Here is a 22,554-nt window from a genome sequence, read left to right as displayed (position 1 = left end):
GTGCCCGGCGTGACCGGCTGGGGACGCCGGGCCGTCAGCCGGCCAGATGGCCCACGTCGTTCCAGGTCTCGATGGCCGGCTCCCCGTACGCCCATCCCAGCACGGACAGGGACGTCGGGTTCAGCCGTATCCGGGCCGCGAAGTCCAGCGGCAGGCCCAGCCACCGCGCGCCGATGGACCGCAGGATGTGCCCGTGGGCGAAGACCAGCACGTCGCGGTCGGCGGAGCGGGCCCAGGACACCACCTCGTCCGCGCGGGCGGTGACCTCGGCGAGGGTCTCCCCCTGCGGGACCCCGTCCCGCCAGATCAGCCAGCCGGGCCGGACGGCACGTATCTCCTGCGGGGTCATGCCCTCGTACGCGCCGTAGTCCCACTCCATGAGGGTGTCCCACGGGGTGGCCCGGTCCCCGAACCCGGCCAGTTCGCACGTCTCGCGCGCGCGTGCCAGCGGGCTGGTGCGCACCTCCGCGCCCGGCAGTCCGTCCAGCGGAGCGCGCTGCAGCCGCTCCCCGAGCAGCTTGGCCCCGCGCCGGCCCTCCTCCAGCAGCGGCACGTCGGTCCTGCCGGTGTGCTTGCCGGACAGCGACCAGGCCGTCTGTCCGTGCCGGGCCAGCAGGATGCGCGGTGCCATGGGGAACCTCTCCGGAAGACGCGTGGATGCGGGTCCCTCCATCATCGCGCACCCCCCTGCGGGGCAACCCGGCGGGCGATCCCGGCGTCTTGCAGGGCTGAGCGCCCGACCGGAAGGACACGGGAGGCGTCACCGCAGCGGCCCTCCTGGGCGGCGCACGGAACACCGTAAAGTGACACGGTCGCCCGCCGGGCGGGCCGTACAGCAGAAGGGGGAGGGCGATCGGATGCCGCAGACCGAGACACCGGGCACCGAGGCGGTCCCGCGATCCCGGCTGCGCTGGTGGACCGAGCTGCCGCTGATCCTGCTGGTCTACGGCTGCTACTCGGCCGGCCGGCTCCTGGCGCGCGGCGACGTCGGCAGCGCCGTCGACCACGGCCTGGCGATCCTGCGCGTCGAGAAGGCGCTGCGCCTGAACGCCGAGCACCCGCTGAACCGGCTGTTCACGCGGGAACCCTGGATCGGCGTGCCGGCCGACTTCTGGTACGCCTCGCTGCACTACCTCGTCACGCCCGCCGTGCTGGTCTGGCTGTTCCGCGCGCGCGCCCGGCACTACCGCGCGGCCCGCACCTGGCTGATGACGTCCACGTTCATCGGCCTGGTCGGCTTCACGCTGCTGCCGACCTGCCCGCCCCGCCTGCTCTCCGCCGGCCACGGCTTCGTGGACACGATGGCCCACTACAGCGCGTACGGCTGGTGGGGCGGCGAGGCCAGCGCCCCGCGCGGCATGGGCGGCATGACCAACCAGTACGCGGCGATGCCGAGCCTGCACGTGGGCTGGGCGCTGTGGTGCGGTGTGATGGTGTGGCGGCACGGAGGCACGCGCCCGGCCAAGGCGTTCGGCGTCGCCTACCCGCTGCTGACCGCGATCGTGGTCATGGGCACGGCCAACCACTACTTCCTGGACGCGGCCGCGGGCGCCGCCGTGATGGGCGTCGGCCTGCTGCTGGCGCCGCGCGTGATGCGGGCCGCGGACCTCGCGCGGGCCCGTCTGGCGCGGCCCGTCGCACCGGTCGCGGGCGGTGCCGTTTCCCCGATTGTCAGTGCCGGATGCCAGACTTCCGCGGGTGAGCGAATTCCACGGCAGCGCGCGTCGCAGTTCGACCCCGTCGCCGGACCGGACGCCTCCCCCACCGACGCGGGCGAGGGGGCTCCGGCACCGGCTCGCTGAGCTGCGCGGTCCCGAGGTGCCGGCCAAGCCCCTGGACGCGCGCGCCCTCGCGGCGCTCGCCGCCAACCCGGGGTGCGCCCGGCGGGCGATCCTGGACGGCGCCGGGGTGGACAAGGCCCGGCTGGCGACCGCGCTGGGCGCGCCGTCCGGCTTCGGGCAGTCGCAGTTCGCGCTGACCCGGGGCAACGCGTTCGAGGCGCGGGTGAAGGCGGACGGCGGCGCGGAGCTGCTGCGGCTGGCGCACGCCCGCCTCGACCCGGGCGCCGAACCGCCCGCCGCGGCGGCCGTACCCGACCTGAGCGCGCACGGCCCGGAAGGGCGCACCGCCCGTACGGCGCTGGCGCTGCGCGAGGCCACGCGGGCCGGCGGCTGGACGCTGCTGGACCACCCGATGCTCGCCCTGGACGTGGCGGGGTCGCTCGCCTTCCTCGAGCCGGACGCGGTGGTGGTGCACCCGGACGGGAGCTGGTCGGTGGTGGAGATCAAGTCCTTCCCGATGGTGGACGGTTCCGCGGACCCGGCGAAGGTGGGCGCGGCGGCCCGCCAGGCGGCGGTGTACGTGCTGGCCCTGGAGGAGGTCGCCGCCCGGCTCGGCGCGGAGCCTGGAGAGCGCGCCGACGGCGGCCCGGCCCCGCGGGTGCGCGACCGGGTGCTGCTGGTGTGCCCGAAGGACTTCTCCAACCTGCCCACGGGCTCCGCCGTGGACGTCCGCAAGCAGCGTGCGGTCACCGCGCGGCAGCTGGCCCGGCTGACCCGCGTCGAGGAGATCGCAGGCGCGCTGCCCGAAGGCACGTGCTTCGCGCCCGACCGGCCCGCCGAGGAGCTGACGGCCGCCGTGGACGCGGTGCCGGCGACGTACGCGCCCGACTGCCTGTCCGCCTGCGAACTGGCCTTCCACTGCCGGGAACGCTCCCGCGCGGCCGGCGCCGTCACCCGCCTCGGCCGGCCCCTGCGGGCCGAACTGGGGGGCCTCGACACGGTGGCGGACGTCCTCGCGGCGGCCCGCGGCGAGGCCGGCGACCCGGACGACCCGGCGGTGGCCGCCCTGCGCCGGGCGGCGGCCCTGCGCGCCGAGGCCCTCGGGGCGGCCGGTCGGGCCGCGGCGGCACGCGCCCAGGCACCGGCCGGGGAGGCGCTCGCGTGTCGCTGATCACCACCCTCGCCCGGCTGGAAGCCGTCGAATCGGGCCGGGCGCAGCCCGCCGCGACCGTGCGGCACCGGCATCTGTCCGACCGCCCGCTGGTGTTCGTGCCGCTCACCACGGCCGGTGAGACCGGCGCCCCGCTCGGCGCGCTGGTCGGCGCCGACCGGGACGCGCCGCGGCTGCTGGTCGTCCCGCAGCCCCGCGACCGCGAGCTGCGCTTCCAGTTCCTCGCCGACCTGGCCGACGTCGTGCTGCCGCACATCGACGCCCATGCGCGGTCCGTGGAGGCGGCCGAGCGCACAGAGACGGACCCGGAGACCGGCAAGCGGGTCAAGGTCGAGGTCGAGCTGTGCGCGGACGCGCCCCAGCTGATCGTGCCGAGCCGTGCGGGTGTGGAGTTCGTCCGGCTCCTCGGGCGTTCGATGCGCTTCCGGCGCACCGCCGAGCAGGACCCCGACGCGCCCTACCCGGCGCCGCCCCGGGTGCCGCTGCTCGGCCGCTGGCTCACCCACTACGGCGAGCGGGCCCGGGTGCCCGGCTCCTCGCTACTGCTCGCCCTCACCGACGTGCTGGCCCGGCACTGGGCGACCGGCCAGTCCGGCCTGGAGGACCAGCACCTGGGCGCGCTGCTCGCCTGGATCGACCCGCCGCGGGGGACGAGCGGCGCACAGGCCGCGCGCCGGGCCGAGCTGGAGCGGGACGCCGACGGGCAGTTGCTGTGCCCGCCGGCCGGACCCGCGACCGACCCGGCGTTCGACAACAAGCTGCTGGCCCCGGCGATCGAACGCTACGACCGGGCGCGCACCGCGCTGGCCGCCGCCGAGGACCCGCTGGAGGCCGACGACCGGCTGGCCGCGCTCGGCGCGGCCGAACGGGACGTCCGCGCGCTGGTCGAGAGCCGGGTCCGGCCCACGTGGGACGCGGTGTGGCGGGGCCTGGACCTGCTGCGGGCGCTGCCGGAGGGCGCGCACGTCGAGGAGCGCTGGACCCGGGACCGCTGGTCGTTCACCGGGCACCGGGACCGGGTGCTGGCCGGCGAGCCCCCGCAGCCGCGCCGGGACGACGCGGTGACGGCGGCGAACAAGCTGGCCACGCGCGAGCGGGAGCAGGCACGCCTTCAGGCGCAGGAGGCGCTGGACGATCCGCTGGTGATGGCGGAGCGGCGGCTGGCCGGGGAGGCGTTCGCGGGCGAGGTCACCGACGTCGTCATGGCGTACGGCGAGGGGAAGCGGCCGAGCCCGCGTCCGCTGGTGACGGTCCGCACCGAGGACCGGCCGCATCTCGGGGAGCGGACGCGGGTGTACCGCTCGCTGGGCGGCCGGCCGCAGTCGGCGGAGTTCGTCGGCCAGGAGGCCGACGGGGCGCTGGTGCTGCGCATCCTGGACAAGATGGGCCGCGGCAAGGAGCCCGAGCCGGGGTCGGTGTCGGAGAAGGGCGACCGGGTCTGCTTCACCCTCTTCGAGCACGAGCAGCGCGGCGGCGCGAAGCTGCCCGACCCGGAGCAGACGCCGTGGACGCACGGCGGCCCGCCGGGCGAGCCCGTGCCGGAAGCCCCCGACACCGTGACCGAGGAGGACGTGCTGTGACGGCCGTCGACTTCGACCCCGCGGCCGCGGCCGCGCGCGCCACCGACGCGATCCTGCACGACACCCTGCACGGCGCCGAGCGGGGCGTGGTGGTGGACTCCCCGCCCGGCGCCGGCAAGTCCACGCTGGTGGTCCGCGCCGCCCTGGAACTGGCCGACGCGGGCCGCCCGCTGATGGTGGTGGCCCAGACGAACGCCCAGGTGGACGATCTCGTGCTGCGCCTCGCGGAGAAGAACCCCGATCTGCCGGTCGGCCGCCTGCACAGCAGTGACAGCGACCCGTACGACAAGGCGCTGGACGCCCTGCCGAACGTGCGTGCGTCCGCGAAGGCCGCCGACCTGAACGGGCTTGCGGTGGTCCTGTCCACGGCCGCGAAGTGGGCGCACGTGAAGGTGGACGAGCCGTGGCGGCACGCGATCGTGGACGAGGCGTACCAGATGCGCTCGGACTCCCTGCTCGCCGTGGCCGGCCTGTTCGAGCGGGCGCTGTTCGTGGGCGATCCGGGGCAGCTCGACCCGTTCGCGATCGTCGGCAGCGAGCAGTGGGCGGGGCTGTCGTACGACCCCTCGGCCTCGGCCGTGAGCACCCTCCTGGCGCACAACCCGGGCCTCCCCCAGCACCGGCTGCCGGTCTCCTGGCGCCTGCCTGCCTCCGCGGCCCCGCTGGTCTCGGACGCCTTCTACCCGTACACGCCGTTCCGCAGCGGCACGGACCACGGCGACCGCCGCCTCACCTTCGCGGTCCCCTCCGACGGCTCCGGGCCCGACCGGGTGATCGACGAGGCCGCCGAGTCCGGCTGGGGTCTGCTGGAGCTGCCCGCCCGGCACACCCCGCGCACGGACCCGGAGGCGGTGCGCGCCGTCGCCACCGTGGTCCGGCGCCTGCTGGACCGCGGCGGAGCGGCCGTCTCCGAACGGGCGCCTCAGCGTCCCGCGCCCCTCACCGCGGACCGCATCGCCGTGGGCACCGCGCACCGCGACCAGGCGGCGGCCATCCGCGCGGCCCTGGCGGAGCTGGGCGTGCCGGACGTGACGGTCGACACCGCCAACCGCCTCCAGGGCCGCGAGTACGACGTCACGGTCGTGCTGCACCCCCTCTCCGGCCGCCCCGACGCCACCGCCTTCCACCTGGAGACCGGCCGCCTGTGCGTCCTGGCCTCCCGCCACCGCCACGCCTGCATCGTCGTCAGCCGGGCCGGGGTGACCGACCTCCTGGACGCGTACCCGTCCACCGAGCCGGTCCAGCTGGGCACGCTGGTGAAGTTCCCGGACGGCTGGGAGGCGATGATGGCGACGTGGGCCCACTGGTCCGCCCACCGGGTGGTGTGGCGGCGCCCAGACTGAGCACGCGGCCGACGGCGGCGCGACGCCGTCCGGGCCCGCCCCTTGCGGTCGCGCGGGACAATGGACGGTGGCCCACCCGAAGGCGGTGCCGAGCGGACCGTACGAGGAGGAGAGAAGACATGGCGGAGCCCAGGCCGCGTCGTGACGAACCGCGGCTACGCCCCGCGCCCCTGCTGTTCGAGCCCGCGGAGGCGGTCGCCGATCCCGAGCACTTCTTCGATCTGGAGTCGATCGAGGATCCGCGGGAGCTGCTGGCGCGGGCGACGGAGCTGACCCAGGCGTTCCGCGCGGCTGCCGACCGGGCGCTGGAGTTCCAGGCCCTCGCGGCGGCCCAGCTCGCCGACCCGCGCCGGTTCGACCGGCTCACCCCCGCGGACATCGCCGAGCGGGCGGAGTGGACCGAGGACTACGCGAAGAAGATGGTCGAGTTCGGGCGGGACCTGATGCGCGGGGAGGGCGAGGGGCGCACGTCCGCCGGTCCCGTGTGACCGGTCCCCGCCGTCCCGTCCCACCCCCACGGCATATGCCAGGCGGGCAAGATACTCCTCCCGTCCCGCTCCTGTCCCGAATTCTGGCGACTCCACGGAGAGGGGCGCTCACGGACGGTATCTGTGGATGTCATGAGCAGCGCATCGAACGTCACCCGAGCCCGTTCCGAGGGCGCCGCCTGGCTCGCCTCGGCAGGAACGTATCCGCGCAGCACCCTGGCCCTGTGGGAGGAGCGCCCGGACGCCCCGGTCGTCCTGTCCTGCGGGACCGTCTTCGACGTGGTCAGCGCACCGGCGGTCTTCGGGCGCCGGATGCTGGACCGACTGTGGGAGGAAGGGCCGGGATCGGGGCCCGTCGCGGTGTTCCGGGGCCGGACGCTGCTGTTCGCCGCCCCGGGCACGGCCCAGCGTCTGCCCTCGCTGCTGGCCTGGGAGGAGTGGGGGTCGCACCGGGCCGAAGCGGTGCCCCCGCTGCTCTGCCACGGCACGGGGGACGCGGTGACCGTACCGGCGCCGGGCGCGGACGACGCCCCCGGCGCCTCCCGCTGGCTGGTCGCCCCCGACACGCTGCGCCCCTGGCTGCCCGGCCCCGAGGTCCTGCTCTGGGCGGCCGTGCGGGCCGCCCGGACGGCGGTGCGGATATCGATTTTTCCTCCCGCCGACCAGGATGCTAAGGTCTACGACGTCAGCAGGCGCCGCTAGCTCAGTTGGTTAGAGCAGCTGACTCTTAATCAGCGGGTCCGGGGTTCGAGTCCCTGGCGGCGCACCATGACGAAGGCGAGCCCTTGTCGCGAAAGCGGCGAGGGCTCGCCTTCGTCATGCGCGCACGTCGGCTGTGCACGCCCTCGCCCCTCTGCCTCACCGCAGCCGTGACGCTCCCCGCAGCACCGGACACCGCCCTCCGCCGACACCTCCCTCAGGTCGCCCCCGTTCCCGGCGGAGCGGGTACGTCGCCCGCGTCCCGACAATCCGGCATCCCCGGCCCCTGCCCTCTGCGACCCGCGACGAAGCCCCCCAACCGGGGAAGCCCGCCCGCCGGGCCCCCGAGCCGACCGCACCCCATCGGGTCGCCCCCGCCGTCGGCAGGGCAGGTGCACCGCCCAGAGTTCGCCCGCGTCCCCCAGCCCCGGCACCCTCGGACACCGCCCGCCGCGTCCCCCAGCGAAAAGCCGCCCCACCGGGGAAGCCGTCCACCGCACGCCGCCGGGCCAGCGGGCCCCGCCGCCCCCCATCGGTCGCCCCCGTTCCCGGCGGGCTCGGGTACGCCGCCCCCGTCCCGACGATCCGGCACCCCGGCGACCCCGGCCCCCGCCCTCTGCGACCCGCGATCAAGCCCCCAACCGGGGAAGCCCGCCCGCCGGACACCTCACGCCGCTGACCCCGCGAGCCGACCGCACCCCATCGGGTCCCCCCGCCGTCAGCAGGGCAGGTGCACCGCCCGGAGTCGCCCGCGTCCCCCAGGCCCGGCACCCTCGGACACCGCCCGCCGCGTCCCCCCAGCGAAAAGCCGCCCCACCGCACGCCGCCGGGCCAGCGGGCCCCGCCGCCCACACCTCCCTCAGGTCGCCCCCGTTCCCGGCGGGGCGGATGCACCGGGCGGGGTCCGCCCACCCCGGCACCCCCTGCGACCCGCGACGAGGAGCCGTCCCACCGGGGGAGCCCGTCGCCCGACCCGCCCCGCGCCGCCCACACCCCCATCCCGGCGGACCCGGGTGGGCCGTCCCCGTCCCTACGAACCGGCACCCCCGGCACCCCCGGCATTCCCGGCCCCCGCCCTCTACGCCCCGCGACTAAGCCCCCCAACCGGGGAAGCCCACCCGCGCCCGCCCCGGCCGGGCCGCTCGCAGCTCCGTCGGGGCGCTTTCCGGTCGGCGGATCAGCCGAGGGGCCCCGGGGTGATCTTCACCGTCCACGCCCCCGACGCCGTCCGGTCCTCGACCTCCACCTTCACGCCCGCCCCGGGCACGGTGAAGCGCTCCCCGAGGGAGACCGGAGCGTCGGCGAGGGGCGGGTAGACCGACTCCTCCCAGCAGGCCTCGGTGCGCGGATGGGCGTCCACCACCTGGATCGGGCCGCCGCCGGACTCGGCGCCGCTGTGGACCCGGTAGACCAGGATCCCCTGCCGGCAGGACGCGTGGTCGCTGCCGGCCGCGCCGCGCGCCTCGAAGGCCAGCGCGCTGTCCGGGCCGGTGCGCACCACGGCCAGTTTGACCCCGTGGCCGAGGCCGAAGGCGGGGGCGCCGCCCGCCCCCCGGACCGGGACGCCCGGCCCGGCGGCGAGGGGTTCCAGGGTGAGCCGGGTCGGCCCGGCGCCGCGCACGCACACCACCTGGCGGGGATCCAGCCAGCCGAGCCGCCACTTGTGCCAGGCGAACAGGTCCGGCGCCAGCCCGAACTGGCTGCCCATCAGGTCCCAGTCCCCGACGTAGGTGTCCCAGTCGCCCTTGCCGTCGACCGGGCGGTGGTAGAGGTCGGGGAGGTCGAAGACATGTCCGGTCTCGTGGGCGAGGACGAGACGGTCCGGCGGGTGGTTCTCGAACACCGTGACGACCCGGCGCACACCGACGCCGTCCACCCGCAGGGGCGCGTCGAGGTTGACGACCTTCGTGGCGTCGGAGTCGACGCCGGGCGCGTCCGGGTCGGCTACCAGGTACACGACCTGGTAGCGGGAGAAGTCGACCTGCCGGTCGGCCACGGCGAACGCGTCCCGCAGATAGGCGGCCCGGTTCTCGGCGCTCCAGTCCCGCCTCATGGCGTAGGCCGTCGAGGGGCGCGGCATGCGCAGCCAATGCGGCACCGGATGCGGGTTCAGGGCGAACCTGCCGTAGGAGGCCTGCGCGAAGAAGCGGCTGGTGGCCGGGAAGTGGTCGGCGGCCAGCTGGGCGGGGGTGGTCCGCGGGACGGCGTCCGGGAAGGAGAGGAAGACCAGCACCGCGTCGAGCGTGCCGACGGGCCGGGTGTAGGCGGGGTTCCAGGAGTCCACGCCCTCGGAGTGGTGGGCCGCCGTCCGGTGCAGGGCACAGGGGGCCGGCGAGAAGGGCTCGGCGACCGAGGAGCCGGTGAGGATCGAGGTCGCGGCGAGCGCCGACATCGTGGTGACCACGGCGGCGGTGCTGCGCAGCTTGGGCACGGACATGACCTCCGGATGCGGTTCGGGGACCCGCACCCAGATTGATGGCATTCGTCATGTTCTGCCCTGTTCACCTGCACCAGAAGGGTGAATGCGCCCCTCGTGAGCGCCGGCGCGCTCCGGCGCTCGCCACCAGGAACACTCACGGAACGTCACAACCTGTCAGGCGGGCGAAGAACCCGTCCAGGACCGGGCAGAAACGATCTGTCAGAAACCGTGTTCCGTCCGGGACACTGGGAAGCGGCTGGAAGGGCCCGGGGCCAGCCTCTATGATCGGCACACTTTCCGGCACGGACAGCGATCGAGTGCACTGCGGGAGCGAGCGGTGAGCGGAACGTCCGAAGGGCCGACGCCCGCGGCAGACCTCGACCGGTCAGCCGTCACAGACAGTGATCACACCACCTACCACCATGTCTTCGCGACCGCCCCGCTCTCCATGGCCGTCGTGGACGGCGCGGGACTCGTCGTCAGCGCCAACGCCGCGCTCGGCGAGCTGCTCGGCGCGGATCCGGAGGCGCTCACCGGGCGGGTCGCCGCCGATCTGGTGGAGCTGGCCTCGGACGCCCGCAGCCGGTACGCGTACCAGGAGGTGCTGCGCGGCCGGCAGGCCCGCCTGCGCTGCACCCGCCGGCTCAAGCACCCCGAGGGGCACTCGGTGTGGGTGCAGATCACCGTCGCACCGCTGACCGGCGGCCGCCCCGGTGTGCTGATGTCGGTCACCGACATCAGCGCCCGCCGCGAACTCCAGGCCCGGCTGCGGCACTTGCAGATGCACGACCCGGTGTCCCGGCTGCCCAACCGCACGCTGTTCTTCGAGCGGCTGACGGCCGCGCTGGAGGCGCAGTCGTACGAGCTGGGCGGCACCGGCCGGATCGGCCTGTGCTACCTGGACCTCGACGGGTTCAAGGCCGTCAACGACACCCTCGGCCACCGCGTCGGCGACCGGCTCCTCGCGGCCGTCGCCGAACGCCTCACCCGGGTCGCCGACGAGGCCGGCTACGCGCGCGCCGCGACTCCCCTGGTGGCCCGGCTCGGTGGCGACGAGTTCGCCCTGCTGGTCGAGGACTCCACCGGCACCGAACAGCTCGCCGATCTCGCCGAGTCGGCGCTGAAGGCGCTCCAGGAGCCGTTCGACCTGGCCGGCCAGCGGCTGTCGTTGACCGCGTCCATCGGTGTCGTCGAGCGGCATGCGAGCGGCACGACCGCGACCGGCCTGATGCAGGCGGCCGACACGACCCTGTACTGGGCGAAGGCCGACGGCAAGGGCCGCTGGACGCTGTTCGACCCCGAGCGCAACGCGCACCGCATGACCCGCCAGGCGCTGTCCTCCACCCTGCGCCCCGCCATCGAGCGCGGTGAGTTCGCCCTGGAGTACCAGCCACTGGTCGGCATGGAGGACGGACGGCTCAGCGGGGTCGAGGCGCTGATCCGCTGGAACCACCCGCAGTTCGGCACGTTGACGCCGAATCGGTTCATCGGGCTGGCGGAGGAGGACGGTTCGATCGTGCCGCTCGGCCGCTGGGCGCTGAACACCGCCTGCCGGCAGGCCCGCCGCTGGCAGCTCGACCGCCCCGGCGAGCCGCCGATCTTCGTCAGCGTGAACGTGGCCGTGCGGCAGGTGTGGGACTCCGACCTGGTGGCGGACGTGGCGGAGATCCTCGCCGAGACCGGCCTGGCCCCGCATCTGCTCCAGCTGGAGCTGACCGAGTCCGCCGTGATGGGTTCGGCGGGCCGCCCGCTGCAGGCCCTGCAGGCCCTCAGCGACATGGGCGTGCGCATCGCCATCGACGACTTCGGCACCGGCTACTCCAACCTCGCCTACCTCAGCCGCCTGCCGGTGTCGGTCCTGAAGCTGGACGGCTCCTTCGTACGCGGCTTCCAGTACGAGGCCGACGCGAAGGCGGACGCGCCCAACCCCGCCGACGAGGTCATCGTGGAGGCGATGATCCAGCTCGCCCACCGCCTGGGGCTGACGGTCACCGCCGAGTGCGTGGAGACCGCCGCGCAGGCCGTCCGGCTGCGCCGCATCGGCTGCGACACCGGGCAGGGCTGGCTGTACTCGCGCCCGGTGCCGCCGGGCCGCATCTCCGAGCTGCTGGGGGCGCGTACCTACGCGGTCGGCAACCCGTAGGCGTCCGCGATCAGTTCGTAGGAGCGCAGGCGCAGTTCGCCGCGGTGGGCGTGGGAGGTGATCATCAGCTCGTCGGCGCCGGTGCGCTTGTGCAGGCCGTCCAGGCCGGCGCGGACCTCGTCGGCGGTGCCGTGCACGATGTCGGCCGTCCAGGAGGCGGCGAACTCCTCCTCCATCGGGCTGAACTCGTGCCGCGCGGCCTCCTCCGGGTCGGGGAACAGGCCGGGGCGTCCGGTGCGCAGCCGGATCATGTTCAGCGCCATCGCCCGGGTCTGCCGGCGGGCCTCCCGTTCGTCGTCCGTGGCGAGAGCGGACACCCCGATCAGGGCGTACGGCTCGGCGAGGACGGCGGAGGGGCGGAAGGTCTGCCGGTACAGGTCCAGGGCCGGGACGGTGTTCCGCGCGGAGAAGTGGTGCGCGAAGGCGAACGGCAGGCCCAGCATGCCGGCCAGGCGGGCGCTGAATCCGGAGGAGCCGAGCAGCCAGATCGGCGGGCGGTGCGGGGACTGCACGCCGCCCGGGGCGGTGCCCTGGACGGGGCCCGGGATGGCGTGGATGCGGCGGTAGGGGTGGCCGTCGGGGAAGTCGTCGTCCAGGAAGCGGGTCAGTTCGGCGAGCTGCTGCGGGAACTCGTCGGCGCCCTCGTCGAGGGTGTCGGTGCGGCGCAGGGCCGCGGCCGTGGCGCCGTCCGTGCCCGGAGCCCGGCCCAGGCCCAGGTCGATCCGCCCCGGCGCCATCGCCTCCAGCGTGCCGAACTGCTCGGCGATCACCAGCGGGGCGTGGTTGGGCAGCATGACGCCGCCCGAGCCGAGCCGGATGCGGTCGGTGTGGGCGGCGAGGTGGGCGAGGATCACGGCGGGCGAGGAGGAGGCCACGCCGGGCATGGAATGGTGCTCGGCGACCCAGTACCGGTGGAAGCCGCGGGACTCCGTGAACCGGGCGAGGGCGACGCTGGTGCGCAGGGCGTCGGTGGCGGTGCTGCCCGCGCCGACGGTCACCAGGTCCAGCACGGACAGGGGGACGGGGGCGGACCCGCGCGTCGTGCCCCGGATCTCGTCTGCCTCGGCTGCGGACACGGTCTGGGCCTCCTGTGTGTGGCGTGCGCTCTTCGCCGGGCCACAACAGGAGGCTGTCCCCGCTTATTCCGCGGGCGGGCCGGGAGGTCCCCGACCCGGCGCCCGGGGCCTACGCCTGCACCAGCGGCTCCCTGGTGAACAGCGTCCCCAGCACCGGCGCGTTCACCCTGCGGTCCGCCAGCCTGAGCCCCTCCCACACCGTGACCTGGTGGGCGGTGAGCACCGGCTTGGACAGCGCCTTCTCCAGCATCGGCAGGTGAGCGGCGGTGTGCAGCGCCGTGTCCGGCAGCACCACGGCCTGCGCGCCGGGGGCGTCCGCCGCCCGCGCCAGCGCCAGCACCTCCTCCTCCCCCCACGCCGCGGCCTGCGCCGCCGTGGCGGTCCCCGCGGACCGCACCCCGGTCACCTCCAGTCCGCCGGCCCGCAGGAAATCGGCGAACCGTCCGGTGACCTCCTCCGGGCAGGCGGCCCCGACGGCGACCCGCCGCACGCCGATCTCCCGGGCCGCGTGCACGAACGCGAAGGACGTCGAGGAGGCCGGCATGCCGGCCAGCCGGGCCAGGGTCCGCACCTGCTCCTGGGCGCCCTCCCAGCCGTGCGGGGAACCGGTGCAGGTGCTCGCCCACACGACCGTCTCGGCACCGGCCAGCCGCAGCCTCTCCACACCCTCGGCGAGCCGCTCGGCGGACCCGCTCCCGAGCGGGGCGCCGGCCCGGTACGCGTCCTCGCCGGCGTCCGTGCGCACCAGGTCCACCCGGATGTCGCTGCCCAGGAGCTGCTCGATGCGCGGGTAGTCGTCCTCGGCGAAGTGGCCCGGGTGGAGGATTCCGAGAGCGGTCATGTCCAGCCTTCCTGCTGTCGTTCGGGCGGTACGAGCCGTGTGCGGGCGGCACGTCCGGCAGCTCAGCACGGCTCGACGGCCGGGTACCCGTTCGGCGCGCCGCCGCCCCCACCGTGCCACCGGCCGGCGCCGGGGAGGCCGCGGCCCGCCGGACGCCCGGCCCCGCTCCGGGCCCGCTCCGGGCCCGCTCCGGCCGGCGCGGGGCGCGGACGTCTCCGCCCTTTCGTGCCGGCGCCGTCGGCGTGCCGGGACGGGAAGCGGCCAACGGGACGCCGGTACGCCCGTGTTGACGAAGGCGGGCCGGGGTGCGAGCGTGGTCCGTCCGAGCCCGCCGGACGCCGGGAGCCGCCGCGCATGACGCCGACCGTCCTCGTCCTCGACGCCGAGCCGCCGCCCCGGCTCGGCCGTCTCACCGGCCGTGCCCGGATCGTGCGGACGGACGCCGCGCACCTCGCCGCGCGGCTGCCGGAGGCGGACGTGCTGCTCGTCTGGGACTTCACCTCCCAGGCGGTGCGCGCGGCCTGGCCCGGCGACGGGCCCCGGCCCCGCTGGGTGCACACCGCGAGCGCGGGCGTGGACCACCTGCTGTGCCCGGAACTGGTCGCGTCCGACACGGTGGTCACCAACGCGCGCGGCGTCTTCGAGCAGCCGGTCGCCGAGTACGTGGCGGCGCTCGTGCTGGCCGTCGCCAAGGACCTGCCGCGCACCCTGGACCTCCAGCGGGAGCGGACCTGGCGGCACCGGGAGGGCCGGCGGGTGGCGGGCACGCGCGCCTGCGTGGTCGGCTCGGGCCCGATCGGCCGCGCGACCGCCCGCACGCTGAAGGCCCTCGGGGTCACGACGGCGCTGGTCGGGCGGGTGCCGCGGACCGGGGTGCACGGTCCGGCCGATCTGGACCGGCTGCTGTCCCGCGCGGACTGGGTGATCGCGGCGGCTCCGCTGACCGGGCAGACGTACGGCATGTTCGACACGCACCGCTTCGACGTGATGCAGCCGTCGGCGTTCTTCGTGAACGTCGGCCGCGGCGGGCTGGTCGACGAGGACGCCCTCGCGCGGGCGCTGACCCGGCGCTGGATCGCGGGCGCGGCCCTGGACGTGTTCACCGCCGAACCGCTGCCCGCGGACAGCCCGTTGTGGGGGCTGCCGGGGCTGATCGTGTCCCCGCACATGAGCGGGGACACCGTCGGCCGGTGGGACGAACTGGGCGAGCAGTTCGTCGCGCTGTACGAGCGGTGGGCGGCCGGCAGGTCCCTGCGGAACGTCGTCGACAAGGCACTCGGTTACGTGCCGGGCCACTGAGGCCTCCCCGTGCCGGCGCCCGCGCGCCACAGCCGGCGCGCGCCACAGCCGTCCGCGCCCCGGCGCGGTCGCGCGAACACGCCGGGTGAGGGGCGTGCGCGGGCGGGAAACAGCAGGCAGGCCGGCCGTTTCTTGCCCCAGGCACATGCCAGGGGACCTCCGGCCCAGTGGGGCACGCCGGAGAGCGCCGCCGCCGAACTTCCCGAGCTCCCCTCCCCGGGACCCGTCCGGCGGCTATCGTGGAGACGATCCGCTGACCTGGATCGCGGCCGAGGGGGACCTGCATGAAGATCGAGCCGACCGCCCCGTACCACTCCGCCCAGGACGCGCTGCGCATCCTGGAGACCGTGGCCCGGCACTCCGCCGGCCTGACCGACACCGAGCTGGCCCGCCGCACCGGCCTCGGTCCCGAACGCCTCACCGCGCTGCTGCGCATGCTGCGCCGCGAGGGCTACGTCGAGCAGATCGGCGAGGGGGCGTACGTGACCGGTGACACCCTGCGCCGGCTCACCTCGGCGCACGACCACGAGCGGGCCCTGCGCGACAAGCTGCAGCGCACCCTGTGCCGGCTGCGCGACCAGGTCGGCGCGGCCGTCTACATCAGCCGGTACGTGGACGGCGAGGTCCGGGTCACCCAGTACGCCGACGGGCCCGCCACCCCGGCGGTCAACGAGTGGGTGGACTTCCGCTGCTCCGCCCACGCCACCGCCGTCGGAAAGAGCCTGCTGACCCAGCTCGACCACAACGCCCGGCGCGACCACCTGGCCCGGCACAAGATGGCCCGCCTCACCTCGCGCACCATCACCAGCGACAAGCTGCTGCTGTCCCGGCTGGAGTCCCAGCCGCCGACGGTGCCGGTGCTCGACCTGCAGGAGTACGCGGTCGGCACGGTCTGCGCGGCCGTGCCGATCACCGCGGGCTCGTCGGTGGGCTGCCTGGCCCTCTCGCTGCCCGTGAAGGACGCGCACCGGCTCAAGCGAGCGGCGCAGGCCCTGAACCGCAACGCGGCGCCGGTCCTGCTCTCGCTGACGCTCTAGCGCGCCCGGTGGTCCTGAGCACCCCCTCGGACCAGGTACTATTTTCTGCGTCGCCCACCGCGGGAACCGCGGTCGGCGGGAGTCATGCGCCGCTAGCTCAGTTGGTTAGAGCAGCTGACTCTTAATCAGCGGGTCCGGGGTTCGAGTCCCTGGCGGCGCACGTCATCGAAGGGCCCCTCGTGGTACGGGGGGCCCTTCGGCGTCCCCGGGCTCGCGGGCGTGGCGGCGACCTGTCCGGCCGGCTCCGCCGTCGGCCTCAGGGGAGGCTCCGTTTCCTGGACCTGCCCGGACGGGGACTAGAACGTGACGTCCGAGCAGGCGTAGAACGCGTTGCCCGTGTCGGCGATCGTCCACACCGCGAGGATGACGTGGTGACCGCTCAGCCCGGTGGGCAGAGTGCCGCTGTGGCTGAGGGTGGCCGGCGGGCGCTGGCCGTTGTACGGCACGGTCAGGAACGGGGTGAGGTTGAGGTCCGAGCGGGCGAGGGCGTGGTCCTGGTTCCAGCCCGGCTTGGTGACGTAGTACCGGAAGTCGGTCGTGGCGTGCATGGCGGTGAACTGCCAGCGGAACGTGTACGACTGACCACCGGTCACCTTGGTGGTGGGCCAGGCCGCGCCCGACGGCGTCCGCGGCGCGCTGAGCTGGGCGAACTGTCCCAGGCCGGCGTTGCAGATCTGGCCGTCGGCGGGTCCGCCGGCCGGGAAGCCCTTGGGGCCCTCGACGCTCTGCGGCTCCCACTGGATCTGGCCGCAGTTCGCGACGGTGCCGTTCTGGCAGAGCTTCTGCCTGCTGATGGGGAGGTCGGTGTAGCCGTGGCCGCTGGCGCCGCCGGTGGAGAGCGCGAAGGCTCCGGCGGTCACCACGCCCAGCACGGCCGCGGACAACTTGGTCTTGGTGCGCATGCTGCCGCTCCTGGAGGGATGTGGGGAGTCCGATGAGCTGTGCAGGTAGGTCTAGACCAAGTGACAGATTATTGCCGCGAGTTGAACATGTCCATACCAGCCGAGGGCTGGACTACACCGGTTCCCCCCGGCCCGAGCAGAACGCCACCGTCAGATCGCGGACCAGGACCTTGCGTTCGTAGTCGTCGAGTTCGACCAGCCCGCGCATCGTCAGCCGGGTCACCGTGTCCTCCACCGAGTCGACCACGGAGCCGAGCATGCTGGCCCGCTGCCGGGCGTCCAGCGCGGCGATCCGCCGCCGGTGCATCGCGGCGGCCACCTCCGGGGCGTACTCCACCCGGACCGGCTGCACGGAGAACACCTCCACGCCGACCGGCGCCGCCTCCTGCGCCACCAGCCGCGTCAGCGCGTTCCCGGCCGCCGCCACCCCGCCCCGCGTCCCGCCCGCCGGCTCCACCGGCACCCGGGCCAGCGCCGCCTCCACGCAGTCGCGCAGATAGCTCTCGTGGTCCGCGACGCCGAGCAGGGCCCGCGCGGTGTCCCGCACCCGCCACACCACCAGCACGACCACCCGCAGCGCCATCCCGTCGGGATCCGCGGCCGGCATCGCCTCGCTGCGCCAGTGCCGCAGCCGCACGTCCACCCGGCGGCGCAGCACCAGCGGGTTGATCCACAGCAGCCCCGTGCGCCGGACCGTCCCCCGGTAGCGGCCGAACAGCCCGAGCACCCAGGCCCGCCCGGCACGCCCCCGGGCCAGCCCGCCGAAGCCGGCGACGCACAGCGCCCCGGCCCCGGCGTAGGCCGCCCACTGCGCCGGGCCCAGGCCCGCGCCCGCGTACGCCGGCAGCCGCAGCGCCTCGGCGACCAGCGGCGGGAGCAGTCCCGCCCACCAGGTGACGCCCAGGCACCCGGTGAGGCCGCAGGCGCCGGCCAGCACCCCGGCCGCGCCCGGCAGCACCCGCGCCGCGTGTTCCGCCAGCTCCGGGTCGACCTGCGGGAGGGGCCGCCTGCGCACCGGGGCCGGACGGTGCGGGCGGGGCTGCTCTCCGGCGCCCTGCCGGCGCGCCACCACGGCCGGCCCGAGCGGCACCCGCACCGGGTCGGGATCGTCCCGGAACAGCAGGTGGACCGGGATCTCGGTGGTCGCCTCGTTCTGGATCAGGCGGCCCGGCCGGGCGCCGGGGCCCGCGGCGCCGCCCTCCGGCTGCCCCTCGGACTCCGGTGGTGTGGGGGATGCGGTCGTACTCATGCGTGCCTCCAGCCTCCGCGCCAGATGCGTCATGAACGGGAGAGGGATGTGCCCGTGCGGGGCAGGGGGGTGTGCGGGGCGCGTCAGCCGAACAGGCGCCGCCAGGTCTCCGGGGCCGGGTAGCGGTCCTTCGCGCCGCCCCGCCCGCGGGCGCGCCGGAAGGCCTGCACGGCACGCCGGAGCGCCCGGTGCGGGCCCGGTCCGTGCGCGCAGAACCTGCCGCACCCTTTCCTCACCAGCTGGACGCCGAGCCGGGTGACGCGGTCGTCGGCCGCGCCCGGCCGGGAGCGCCGCCGGCCCGGGCAGCCGGGCGCCCGGCGCCGGGCGGCCCCGCCCGGTGCGGCCTCCCCCGGCCGGGTGCCCTTGCCCGCGCCGGTGCGGTCGAGGCTGCCCGTCCGCCCGTCGCCCGGCAGGCCCCAGGCCGTCCGGACGTGGCCCGAGCGGTCCCGCCGGTGCCCGTGGGACCCGTACGCGTCCATGCTGTGCGGCACCCGCGCCGCCACCGGGACCCCGGCCCGGTCGGCGATGTCGGTCCGGGTGGCGGCGGGGATGCCGGCGGCGGACCCCGCGGGCTGCCCCGCCCGCCCGCGCAGCGGGGTCCCGGCGCCCTGCGGGGTGCCGGGCAGGGCCTGCCGGTGCGGGAAGCGGCCGGGGGCGAGGGCCGCGGCCGGGGGGACGGCGGACGCGGCGGCCACGACCGCGGCCTCCGTCCGTCGGCGGTGGACACGGCCGGGGCAGTCGCAGCCGCTCGCGGGGTCGATGTCCTCGAACACCGGAGCGGTCATGCGATCTGCCTCACATTCCGGGGTGATATGTCCGCGAGTGTGCACGTCGATCAGTTTCACAACTCCGGCCGGGACGCGCATGCTGACGGTCCGAACGATGTACGAGGACCTCCCAACGGCCCGACGGGTCACCCCCGGATGGCCGGGAGGGCCCCGGGGCCGCCCCCGGGTGGTCGGAGCACCCCCCGGGGTCGGGTAAAGTTCTCTTCGTCAGCAGGCGCCGCTAGCTCAGTTGGTTAGAGCAGCTGACTCTTAATCAGCGGGTCCGGGGTTCGAGTCCCTGGCGGCGCACCGACCGGAAGGCCCCTCGCGGAAGCGGGGGGCCTTCCGCGTATTGGCCGGATACTCTCTCGCCATGGCAGCCCGGGACCTTCAGGAGCAGATCAAGAAGCTGATCGTGGACCGGCGGCTGCCCTCGGGCGCCCCGCTGCCCACCGAGCCGGAGCTGATGCGGCTCCTCGGGGCCGGCCGGAACTCGGTCCGCGAGGCCCTGAAGGCGCTGCAGGCCATGGGGATCGTGGAGATCCGGCACGGGTTCGGGACGTACGTCGGCCCGATGTCCTTCGCCCCGATGATCGAGGGCCTCGCCTTCCGGACGGTCGTCGGCCACTACCGCGGCGAGGACTCCCTGCTCCAGCTCCTCCAGCTGCGCGAGGCCGTCGAGACGGGACTGGTGTCGCGGCTGGCCGGGCGGCTGCCGGAGGCGGACCTCGTGGAGCTGGACGCGCTCGTGGACCGCATGGAACGGCAGGCCGCCGAGGGCACGGGCCTGGCCGAGACCGACCGCGCCTTTCACGCCACCCTTTACCGGGGCCTGGACAACGCGCTGCTCGGCGAGGTGCTGGAGGCCTTCTGGGACGCCTTCCACCGGGTCCGGCAGGACCTGGTGGACATCCCGCAGGACCCGCGCATCACCTGCCGCCAGCACCGGGAGATCCTGGACGCGGTGCGCTCCGGCGACTCCCCGCGGGCGGAACGCGCGATAAGGGACCACTTCGGCCACATCCGCTCCCGCCTGTCCCCGACGGCCCCGGCCCACCGGTAGGCGTGGCGGCCGCGCCGGACGCGGGCGGCCGGGACCGACGGTTCCGCAGGGGCGGCGGCACCGGCAGCGGCAGCGGCAGCGGCACGGGCCGTGGCCCGGACGTCCAGGACGGCGTCGGCGCCGAGGCCGGACGCGGCGACGGCGCGGTCCGCCGGGGCGGGCGCGTCGGCCGGGAGTACGGCGAGGTGGTCGGCGGTGCGGCAGGCGACGGTCATCGCGGCCATGCCGTGCCGCTCGGCGAGGGCGTCCAGCGGGCCGCCCGTCAGGGCGCGCACCCCGTAGGCGTGGGCGGGCTCGTCCCGGGCGCCGTGGGGGGGTCCGGGTCGCCGCACCCGGCGGTCCCCGGTGCCGGCGGCCCGCTCAGGGGCCGGCGCCGGTGAGGTACGCGAAGACCACCACGTTCGCCGTGTAGCTGCGGGCCGCGCGGTCGAAGGCGCCGCCGCAGGTGATCAGGCGGAGTTCGGCGCGGCCCGGCTCGCGCGGGCCGTAGGCGAGTTTGGCGTCGAAGTCGTCGCGGGGCAGGACGCGGAGGTCCTCGACGGTGAACGCGGCGACCCGGCCGTCCGCGCGGACCACCCGGACCTCGTCGCCGGGCTCCAGGGTGCTGAGCCGGTGGAAGACCGCGGGGCGGCTGGTGGTGTCGACGTGGCCCACCATCAGCGAGGCCCCCGGAGCGCCGGGTGCGGGGCCGGCTCCGTACCAGCCGACCACGCCCGGCTGGTCGTAGGGCGGCGGGTCGACGGCCCCCCGCGCGTCCAGGCCGCGGGTCGTCACCGGGGCCTGGACGCTCAGCCGGGGGATGTCGATGCGCTGGGGCGGCGCGGCGCGAAGGGGCTTCGCCGGGGGCGGCAGCCGGGTCGGGTGGCCGAGGGCGAAGACGTCGCCCGTGGCGGGGCTGTCCGTGCTCCGCTCGACATCGGTCACCCCGCGCCCCCACAGCCACAGCCCGAGCAGCAGCACCGTCCAGACCAGGGCGGTGACAAGCCGCCCGGCGCCGGTGCTGCGGCCGTGGTCGTGGTGGTCGCGGGACATGGCGGCGGTCAGCGTCCACCGCGGCTCCGGCGGGCGCGGAGCCCGACGGCGACCGCCGCGACCCCGGCGAGCGCGAGGCCGGTCGCCGCCTGGGCGGCGTCCGGGCCCGAGCCGCCGGCGGCCACCGTGGCGAAGTGCGCGGTGCCGCCGCCGCCCGCGGTGACCGGGGCGACGGGCGAGGCCGGGACGGCGAGCGTCCGGGCGGCGCCCTCCGGCCGGGCGGCGCCCGCCCGCACCACCGGGAACCTGCCGGTGACCACGTGGTCGGCGCAGGTGATCCGCACGGCGTAGCGGCCGGGCGCGACGGAGGACCGGACCCGGGTGTCACCGGACAGGGTGCCGCGGGCGCCGGTGAGGCGGGCGTCGGCGACGAAGGCGTCCGAGGCTGCGGTGCCCTGCCGGCCGCCGCAGCCGCTGACCCGCAGGGTGATGTCGGCGCCGGGTGACGGGGAGGCGGGAGTCACGGAGACCGAGCCGCCGTCCGCCGCGCGGGCGGCGGGCGCGAACGCGGCCACGGCCAGGATTCCGGTGCAGAGAGTGAGGCGAATCGAACCCATCGTGAACCTCCAGTCACAAGGAGGCTCCCCCGCGCGGGGCGCCCCCGCATCCTCGGAAGGCGCCCCGGTGCTCCGAACGGGTGAGCGGGAGCTTACGGCGACGGATCCCCGACGGGCCCGCGGCCACGGCCCCCGACGGGTGGACCACCGGCCCCCGGCGCCGGGCGCCGCGGGCCCGCCCCCGGCGCCGGGCGCGGGCCCGCGCTCAGACCAGGTCGACCAGGTCCGCGATGGAGTCCACCGTCCGCGAGGGACGGAAGGGGTAGCGGTCGATGTCCTCGGGCCGGGTCACGCCGGTCAGCACCAGGAACGTGCGCATCCCGGCCTCCAGGCCCGCGAGCACGTCGGTGTCCATGCGGTCGCCGATCATCGCGGAGGTCTCCGAGTGGGCTCCGATCGCATTCAGGCCGGCCCGCATCATCAGCGGGTTCGGCTTGCCCACGAAGTACGGCTTCTTCCCGGTCGCCGCGGTGATCAGGGCGGCCACCGAGCCGGTCGCGGGCAGGGCGCCCTCGGTGGAGGGGCCGACGTTGTCCGGGTTCGTGGCGATGAACCGGGCGCCGTCGTTGATCAGCCGGACGGCCTTGGTCATGGCCTCGAAGGAGTAGGTGCGGGTCTCGCCCAGTATCACGAAGTCGGGGTCGTGATCGGTGAGGATGTAACCGACGTCGTGCAGGGCGGTGGTCAGGCCGGCCTCGCCTATGACGTAGGCGCTGCCGCCGGGCCGCTGGTCGTTCAGGAACTGCGCGGTGGCCAGCGCGGACGTCCAGATGTTCTCCACCGGCACCTCCAGCCCCATCCGCTGCAGCCGGGCCTGCAGGTCACGCGCGGTGTAGATGGAGTTGTTGGTGAGCACCAGGAAGGGCCGGCCGGAGTCGCGCAGCTTCTTCAGGAAGGCGTCGGCCCCGGGGATCGGCACGCCCTCGTGGATCAGGACGCCGTCCATGTCGGTGAGCCATGACTCGATGGGCTTGCGGTCTGCCATGCTGTGCGTCTCCTGGCGTACGTACGGTCGAGAGGCTGGGCGCCGGAATACACGGCGTACCGACGGCCCAAGCCTAGTCAGACTGGCCTGATTCGTACCCCGTCGGCCGCCCGGTACCGGTT

The 22,554-nt window shown here is 75.5% G+C and carries 20 protein-coding genes, 3 tRNA genes and 1 pseudogene; 13 read left to right on the top strand and 11 right to left on the bottom strand.

The window, feature by feature from the left end; translation table 11 throughout:
• Positions 1-34: 34 nt before the first annotated feature.
• Complete coding sequence (locus tag ABZ261_RS07480; protein WP_356856304.1) at positions 35-631, bottom strand: histidine phosphatase family protein; 597 nt, start codon at positions 629-631, stop codon at positions 35-37.
• Positions 632-857: 226 nt separating this feature from the next.
• On the opposite strand from ABZ261_RS07480, the gene ABZ261_RS07475 reads away from it, so the two are divergent.
• The 7 genes from ABZ261_RS07475 (at position 858) to ABZ261_RS07445 (ending at position 7,132) form a co-directional block, all read left to right on the top strand.
• A complete protein-coding gene (locus ABZ261_RS07475) occupies positions 858-1,802 on the top strand; it encodes a phosphatase PAP2 family protein (protein WP_356856302.1) in 945 nt (314 codons plus the stop codon).
• A 1-nt stretch (position 1,803) separates the two neighbouring features.
• Positions 1,804-2,952: a hypothetical protein gene (locus tag ABZ261_RS07470; RefSeq protein WP_356856687.1), complete on the top strand. Its 1,149-nt coding sequence runs from the start codon at positions 1,804-1,806 to the stop codon at positions 2,950-2,952.
• On the top strand, positions 2,943-4,532 hold the full coding sequence (locus ABZ261_RS07465; protein ID WP_356856300.1) for a hypothetical protein: 1,590 nt from the start codon (positions 2,943-2,945) through the stop codon (positions 4,530-4,532). The genes ABZ261_RS07470 and ABZ261_RS07465 overlap by 10 nt, the downstream gene beginning before the upstream one ends.
• Complete coding sequence (locus ABZ261_RS07460; protein WP_356856298.1) at positions 4,529-5,875, top strand: AAA domain-containing protein; 1,347 nt, start codon at positions 4,529-4,531, stop codon at positions 5,873-5,875. Before ABZ261_RS07465 ends, ABZ261_RS07460 begins: the two co-directional genes overlap by 4 nt.
• Before the next feature lie 119 nt (positions 5,876-5,994).
• The gene (locus ABZ261_RS07455) at positions 5,995-6,363 is read left to right on the top strand and encodes a hypothetical protein (RefSeq protein WP_356856296.1); all 369 of its coding nucleotides are present in this window, start codon (positions 5,995-5,997) and stop codon (positions 6,361-6,363) included.
• Between the two features lie 132 nt (positions 6,364-6,495).
• A complete protein-coding gene (locus tag ABZ261_RS07450; protein ID WP_356856294.1) occupies positions 6,496-7,065 on the top strand; it encodes a bifunctional DNA primase/polymerase in 570 nt (189 codons plus the stop codon).
• Positions 7,056-7,132 (top strand) — tRNA-Lys (locus tag ABZ261_RS07445). The genes ABZ261_RS07450 and ABZ261_RS07445 overlap by 10 nt, the downstream gene beginning before the upstream one ends.
• A gap of 1,107 nt (positions 7,133-8,239) precedes the next feature.
• On the opposite strand, the gene ABZ261_RS07440 is transcribed toward ABZ261_RS07445, so the two are convergent.
• Positions 8,240-9,499, bottom strand: a complete 1,260-nt coding sequence (locus tag ABZ261_RS07440; protein WP_356856292.1) for a M6 family metalloprotease domain-containing protein — start codon at positions 9,497-9,499, stop codon at positions 8,240-8,242.
• A 319-nt stretch (positions 9,500-9,818) separates the two neighbouring features.
• Between ABZ261_RS07440 and ABZ261_RS07435 the strand changes: the two genes are divergently transcribed.
• The gene (locus ABZ261_RS07435) at positions 9,819-11,624 is read left to right on the top strand and encodes an EAL domain-containing protein (protein WP_356856290.1); all 1,806 of its coding nucleotides are present in this window, start codon (positions 9,819-9,821) and stop codon (positions 11,622-11,624) included.
• Here ABZ261_RS07435 and ABZ261_RS07430 read toward each other — a convergent pair.
• Both ABZ261_RS07430 and ABZ261_RS07425 read right to left on the bottom strand, forming a co-directional pair.
• A complete protein-coding gene (locus ABZ261_RS07430; protein WP_356856288.1) occupies positions 11,603-12,700 on the bottom strand; it encodes an LLM class flavin-dependent oxidoreductase in 1,098 nt (365 codons plus the stop codon). The genes ABZ261_RS07435 and ABZ261_RS07430 overlap by 22 nt on opposite strands.
• A gap of 109 nt (positions 12,701-12,809) precedes the next feature.
• Complete coding sequence (locus ABZ261_RS07425) at positions 12,810-13,541, bottom strand: decarboxylase (protein ID WP_356856286.1); 732 nt, start codon at positions 13,539-13,541, stop codon at positions 12,810-12,812.
• Between the two features lie 354 nt (positions 13,542-13,895).
• Here ABZ261_RS07425 and ABZ261_RS07420 point away from each other — a divergent pair, with 354 nt between their 5' ends.
• From ABZ261_RS07420 to ABZ261_RS07410, 3 genes are all read left to right on the top strand, one after another.
• Positions 13,896-14,840 carry a D-2-hydroxyacid dehydrogenase gene (locus tag ABZ261_RS07420; RefSeq protein WP_356856284.1) on the top strand — a complete coding sequence of 315 codons (945 nt, stop codon included), beginning with the start codon at positions 13,896-13,898 and terminating at the stop codon, positions 14,838-14,840.
• Positions 14,841-15,124: 284 nt separating this feature from the next.
• Positions 15,125-15,877, top strand: a complete 753-nt coding sequence (locus ABZ261_RS07415; RefSeq protein WP_356856282.1) for an IclR family transcriptional regulator C-terminal domain-containing protein — start codon at positions 15,125-15,127, stop codon at positions 15,875-15,877.
• 86 nt (positions 15,878-15,963) lie between these two features.
• Positions 15,964-16,037: transfer RNA gene (locus ABZ261_RS07410), tRNA-Lys, on the top strand.
• Between the two features lie 136 nt (positions 16,038-16,173).
• On the opposite strand, the gene ABZ261_RS07405 is transcribed toward ABZ261_RS07410, so the two are convergent.
• From ABZ261_RS07405 to ABZ261_RS07395, 3 genes are all read right to left on the bottom strand, one after another.
• Positions 16,174-16,779 carry a lytic polysaccharide monooxygenase gene (locus ABZ261_RS07405; RefSeq protein ID WP_356856280.1) on the bottom strand — a complete coding sequence of 202 codons (606 nt, stop codon included), beginning with the start codon at positions 16,777-16,779 and terminating at the stop codon, positions 16,174-16,176.
• Between the two features lie 112 nt (positions 16,780-16,891).
• Entirely contained in the window at positions 16,892-18,028 is a 1,137-nt protein-coding gene (locus ABZ261_RS07400; RefSeq protein WP_356856278.1) for an SPFH domain-containing protein, read from the bottom strand.
• An 83-nt stretch (positions 18,029-18,111) separates the two neighbouring features.
• Complete coding sequence (locus ABZ261_RS07395) at positions 18,112-18,813, bottom strand: hypothetical protein (protein WP_356856276.1); 702 nt, start codon at positions 18,811-18,813, stop codon at positions 18,112-18,114.
• A 217-nt stretch (positions 18,814-19,030) separates the two neighbouring features.
• Between ABZ261_RS07395 and ABZ261_RS07390 the strand changes: the two genes are divergently transcribed.
• Both ABZ261_RS07390 and ABZ261_RS07385 read left to right on the top strand, forming a co-directional pair.
• Positions 19,031-19,104, top strand: a tRNA-Lys gene (locus ABZ261_RS07390).
• A gap of 64 nt (positions 19,105-19,168) precedes the next feature.
• Positions 19,169-19,858 carry a FadR/GntR family transcriptional regulator gene (locus tag ABZ261_RS07385; RefSeq protein WP_356856274.1) on the top strand — a complete coding sequence of 230 codons (690 nt, stop codon included), beginning with the start codon at positions 19,169-19,171 and terminating at the stop codon, positions 19,856-19,858.
• Positions 19,859-19,947: 89 nt separating this feature from the next.
• On the opposite strand, the pseudogene ABZ261_RS07380 reads toward ABZ261_RS07385, so the two are convergent.
• The 4 genes and pseudogenes from ABZ261_RS07380 to ABZ261_RS07365 form a co-directional block, all read right to left on the bottom strand.
• A pseudogene (locus ABZ261_RS07380) lies at positions 19,948-20,154 on the bottom strand (hypothetical protein); the annotation flags it as partial.
• Positions 20,155-20,218: 64 nt separating this feature from the next.
• On the bottom strand, positions 20,219-20,890 hold the full coding sequence (locus ABZ261_RS07375; protein WP_356856272.1) for a class F sortase: 672 nt from the start codon (positions 20,888-20,890) through the stop codon (positions 20,219-20,221).
• A gap of 8 nt (positions 20,891-20,898) precedes the next feature.
• Positions 20,899-21,447 carry a hypothetical protein gene (locus ABZ261_RS07370; protein ID WP_356856270.1) on the bottom strand — a complete coding sequence of 183 codons (549 nt, stop codon included), beginning with the start codon at positions 21,445-21,447 and terminating at the stop codon, positions 20,899-20,901.
• 205 nt (positions 21,448-21,652) lie between these two features.
• The gene (locus ABZ261_RS07365; protein ID WP_356856268.1) at positions 21,653-22,432 is read right to left on the bottom strand and encodes an HAD-IIA family hydrolase; all 780 of its coding nucleotides are present in this window, start codon (positions 22,430-22,432) and stop codon (positions 21,653-21,655) included.
• Between the last annotated feature and the right edge of the window lie 122 nt (positions 22,433-22,554).

It is taken from the genome of Streptomyces sp. NPDC006193, assembly GCF_040613915.1.
In the GTDB taxonomy this organism is placed as follows: Bacteria; Actinomycetota; Actinomycetes; order Streptomycetales; family Streptomycetaceae; genus Streptomyces.
This window is presented reverse-complemented; position numbering and strand designations above follow the sequence as displayed.

Excerpts from the sequence above, each read along its gene's own strand:
- ABZ261_RS07480 (WP_356856304.1), bottom strand. The coding sequence starts at position 631 with ATGGCACCGCGCATCCTGCTGGCCCGGCACGGACAGACGGCCTGGTCG.
- ABZ261_RS07475 (WP_356856302.1), top strand. The coding sequence starts at position 858 with ATGCCGCAGACCGAGACACCGGGCACCGAGGCGGTCCCGCGATCCCGG.
- ABZ261_RS07455 (WP_356856296.1), top strand. The coding sequence starts at position 5,995 with ATGGCGGAGCCCAGGCCGCGTCGTGACGAACCGCGGCTACGCCCCGCG.
- ABZ261_RS07450 (WP_356856294.1), top strand. The coding sequence starts at position 6,496 with ATGAGCAGCGCATCGAACGTCACCCGAGCCCGTTCCGAGGGCGCCGCC.
- ABZ261_RS07440 (WP_356856292.1), bottom strand. The coding sequence starts at position 9,499 with ATGTCCGTGCCCAAGCTGCGCAGCACCGCCGCCGTGGTCACCACGATG.
- ABZ261_RS07425 (WP_356856286.1), bottom strand. The coding sequence starts at position 13,541 with ATGACCGCTCTCGGAATCCTCCACCCGGGCCACTTCGCCGAGGACGAC.
- ABZ261_RS07420 (WP_356856284.1), top strand. The coding sequence starts at position 13,896 with ATGACGCCGACCGTCCTCGTCCTCGACGCCGAGCCGCCGCCCCGGCTC.
- ABZ261_RS07415 (WP_356856282.1), top strand. The coding sequence starts at position 15,125 with ATGAAGATCGAGCCGACCGCCCCGTACCACTCCGCCCAGGACGCGCTG.
- ABZ261_RS07405 (WP_356856280.1), bottom strand. The coding sequence starts at position 16,779 with ATGCGCACCAAGACCAAGTTGTCCGCGGCCGTGCTGGGCGTGGTGACC.
- ABZ261_RS07400 (WP_356856278.1), bottom strand. The coding sequence starts at position 18,028 with ATGAGTACGACCGCATCCCCCACACCACCGGAGTCCGAGGGGCAGCCG.
- ABZ261_RS07395 (WP_356856276.1), bottom strand. The coding sequence starts at position 18,813 with ATGACCGCTCCGGTGTTCGAGGACATCGACCCCGCGAGCGGCTGCGAC.
- ABZ261_RS07385 (WP_356856274.1), top strand. The coding sequence starts at position 19,169 with ATGGCAGCCCGGGACCTTCAGGAGCAGATCAAGAAGCTGATCGTGGAC.
- ABZ261_RS07375 (WP_356856272.1), bottom strand. The coding sequence starts at position 20,890 with ATGTCCCGCGACCACCACGACCACGGCCGCAGCACCGGCGCCGGGCGG.
- ABZ261_RS07370 (WP_356856270.1), bottom strand. The coding sequence starts at position 21,447 with ATGGGTTCGATTCGCCTCACTCTCTGCACCGGAATCCTGGCCGTGGCC.
- ABZ261_RS07365 (WP_356856268.1), bottom strand. The coding sequence starts at position 22,432 with ATGGCAGACCGCAAGCCCATCGAGTCATGGCTCACCGACATGGACGGC.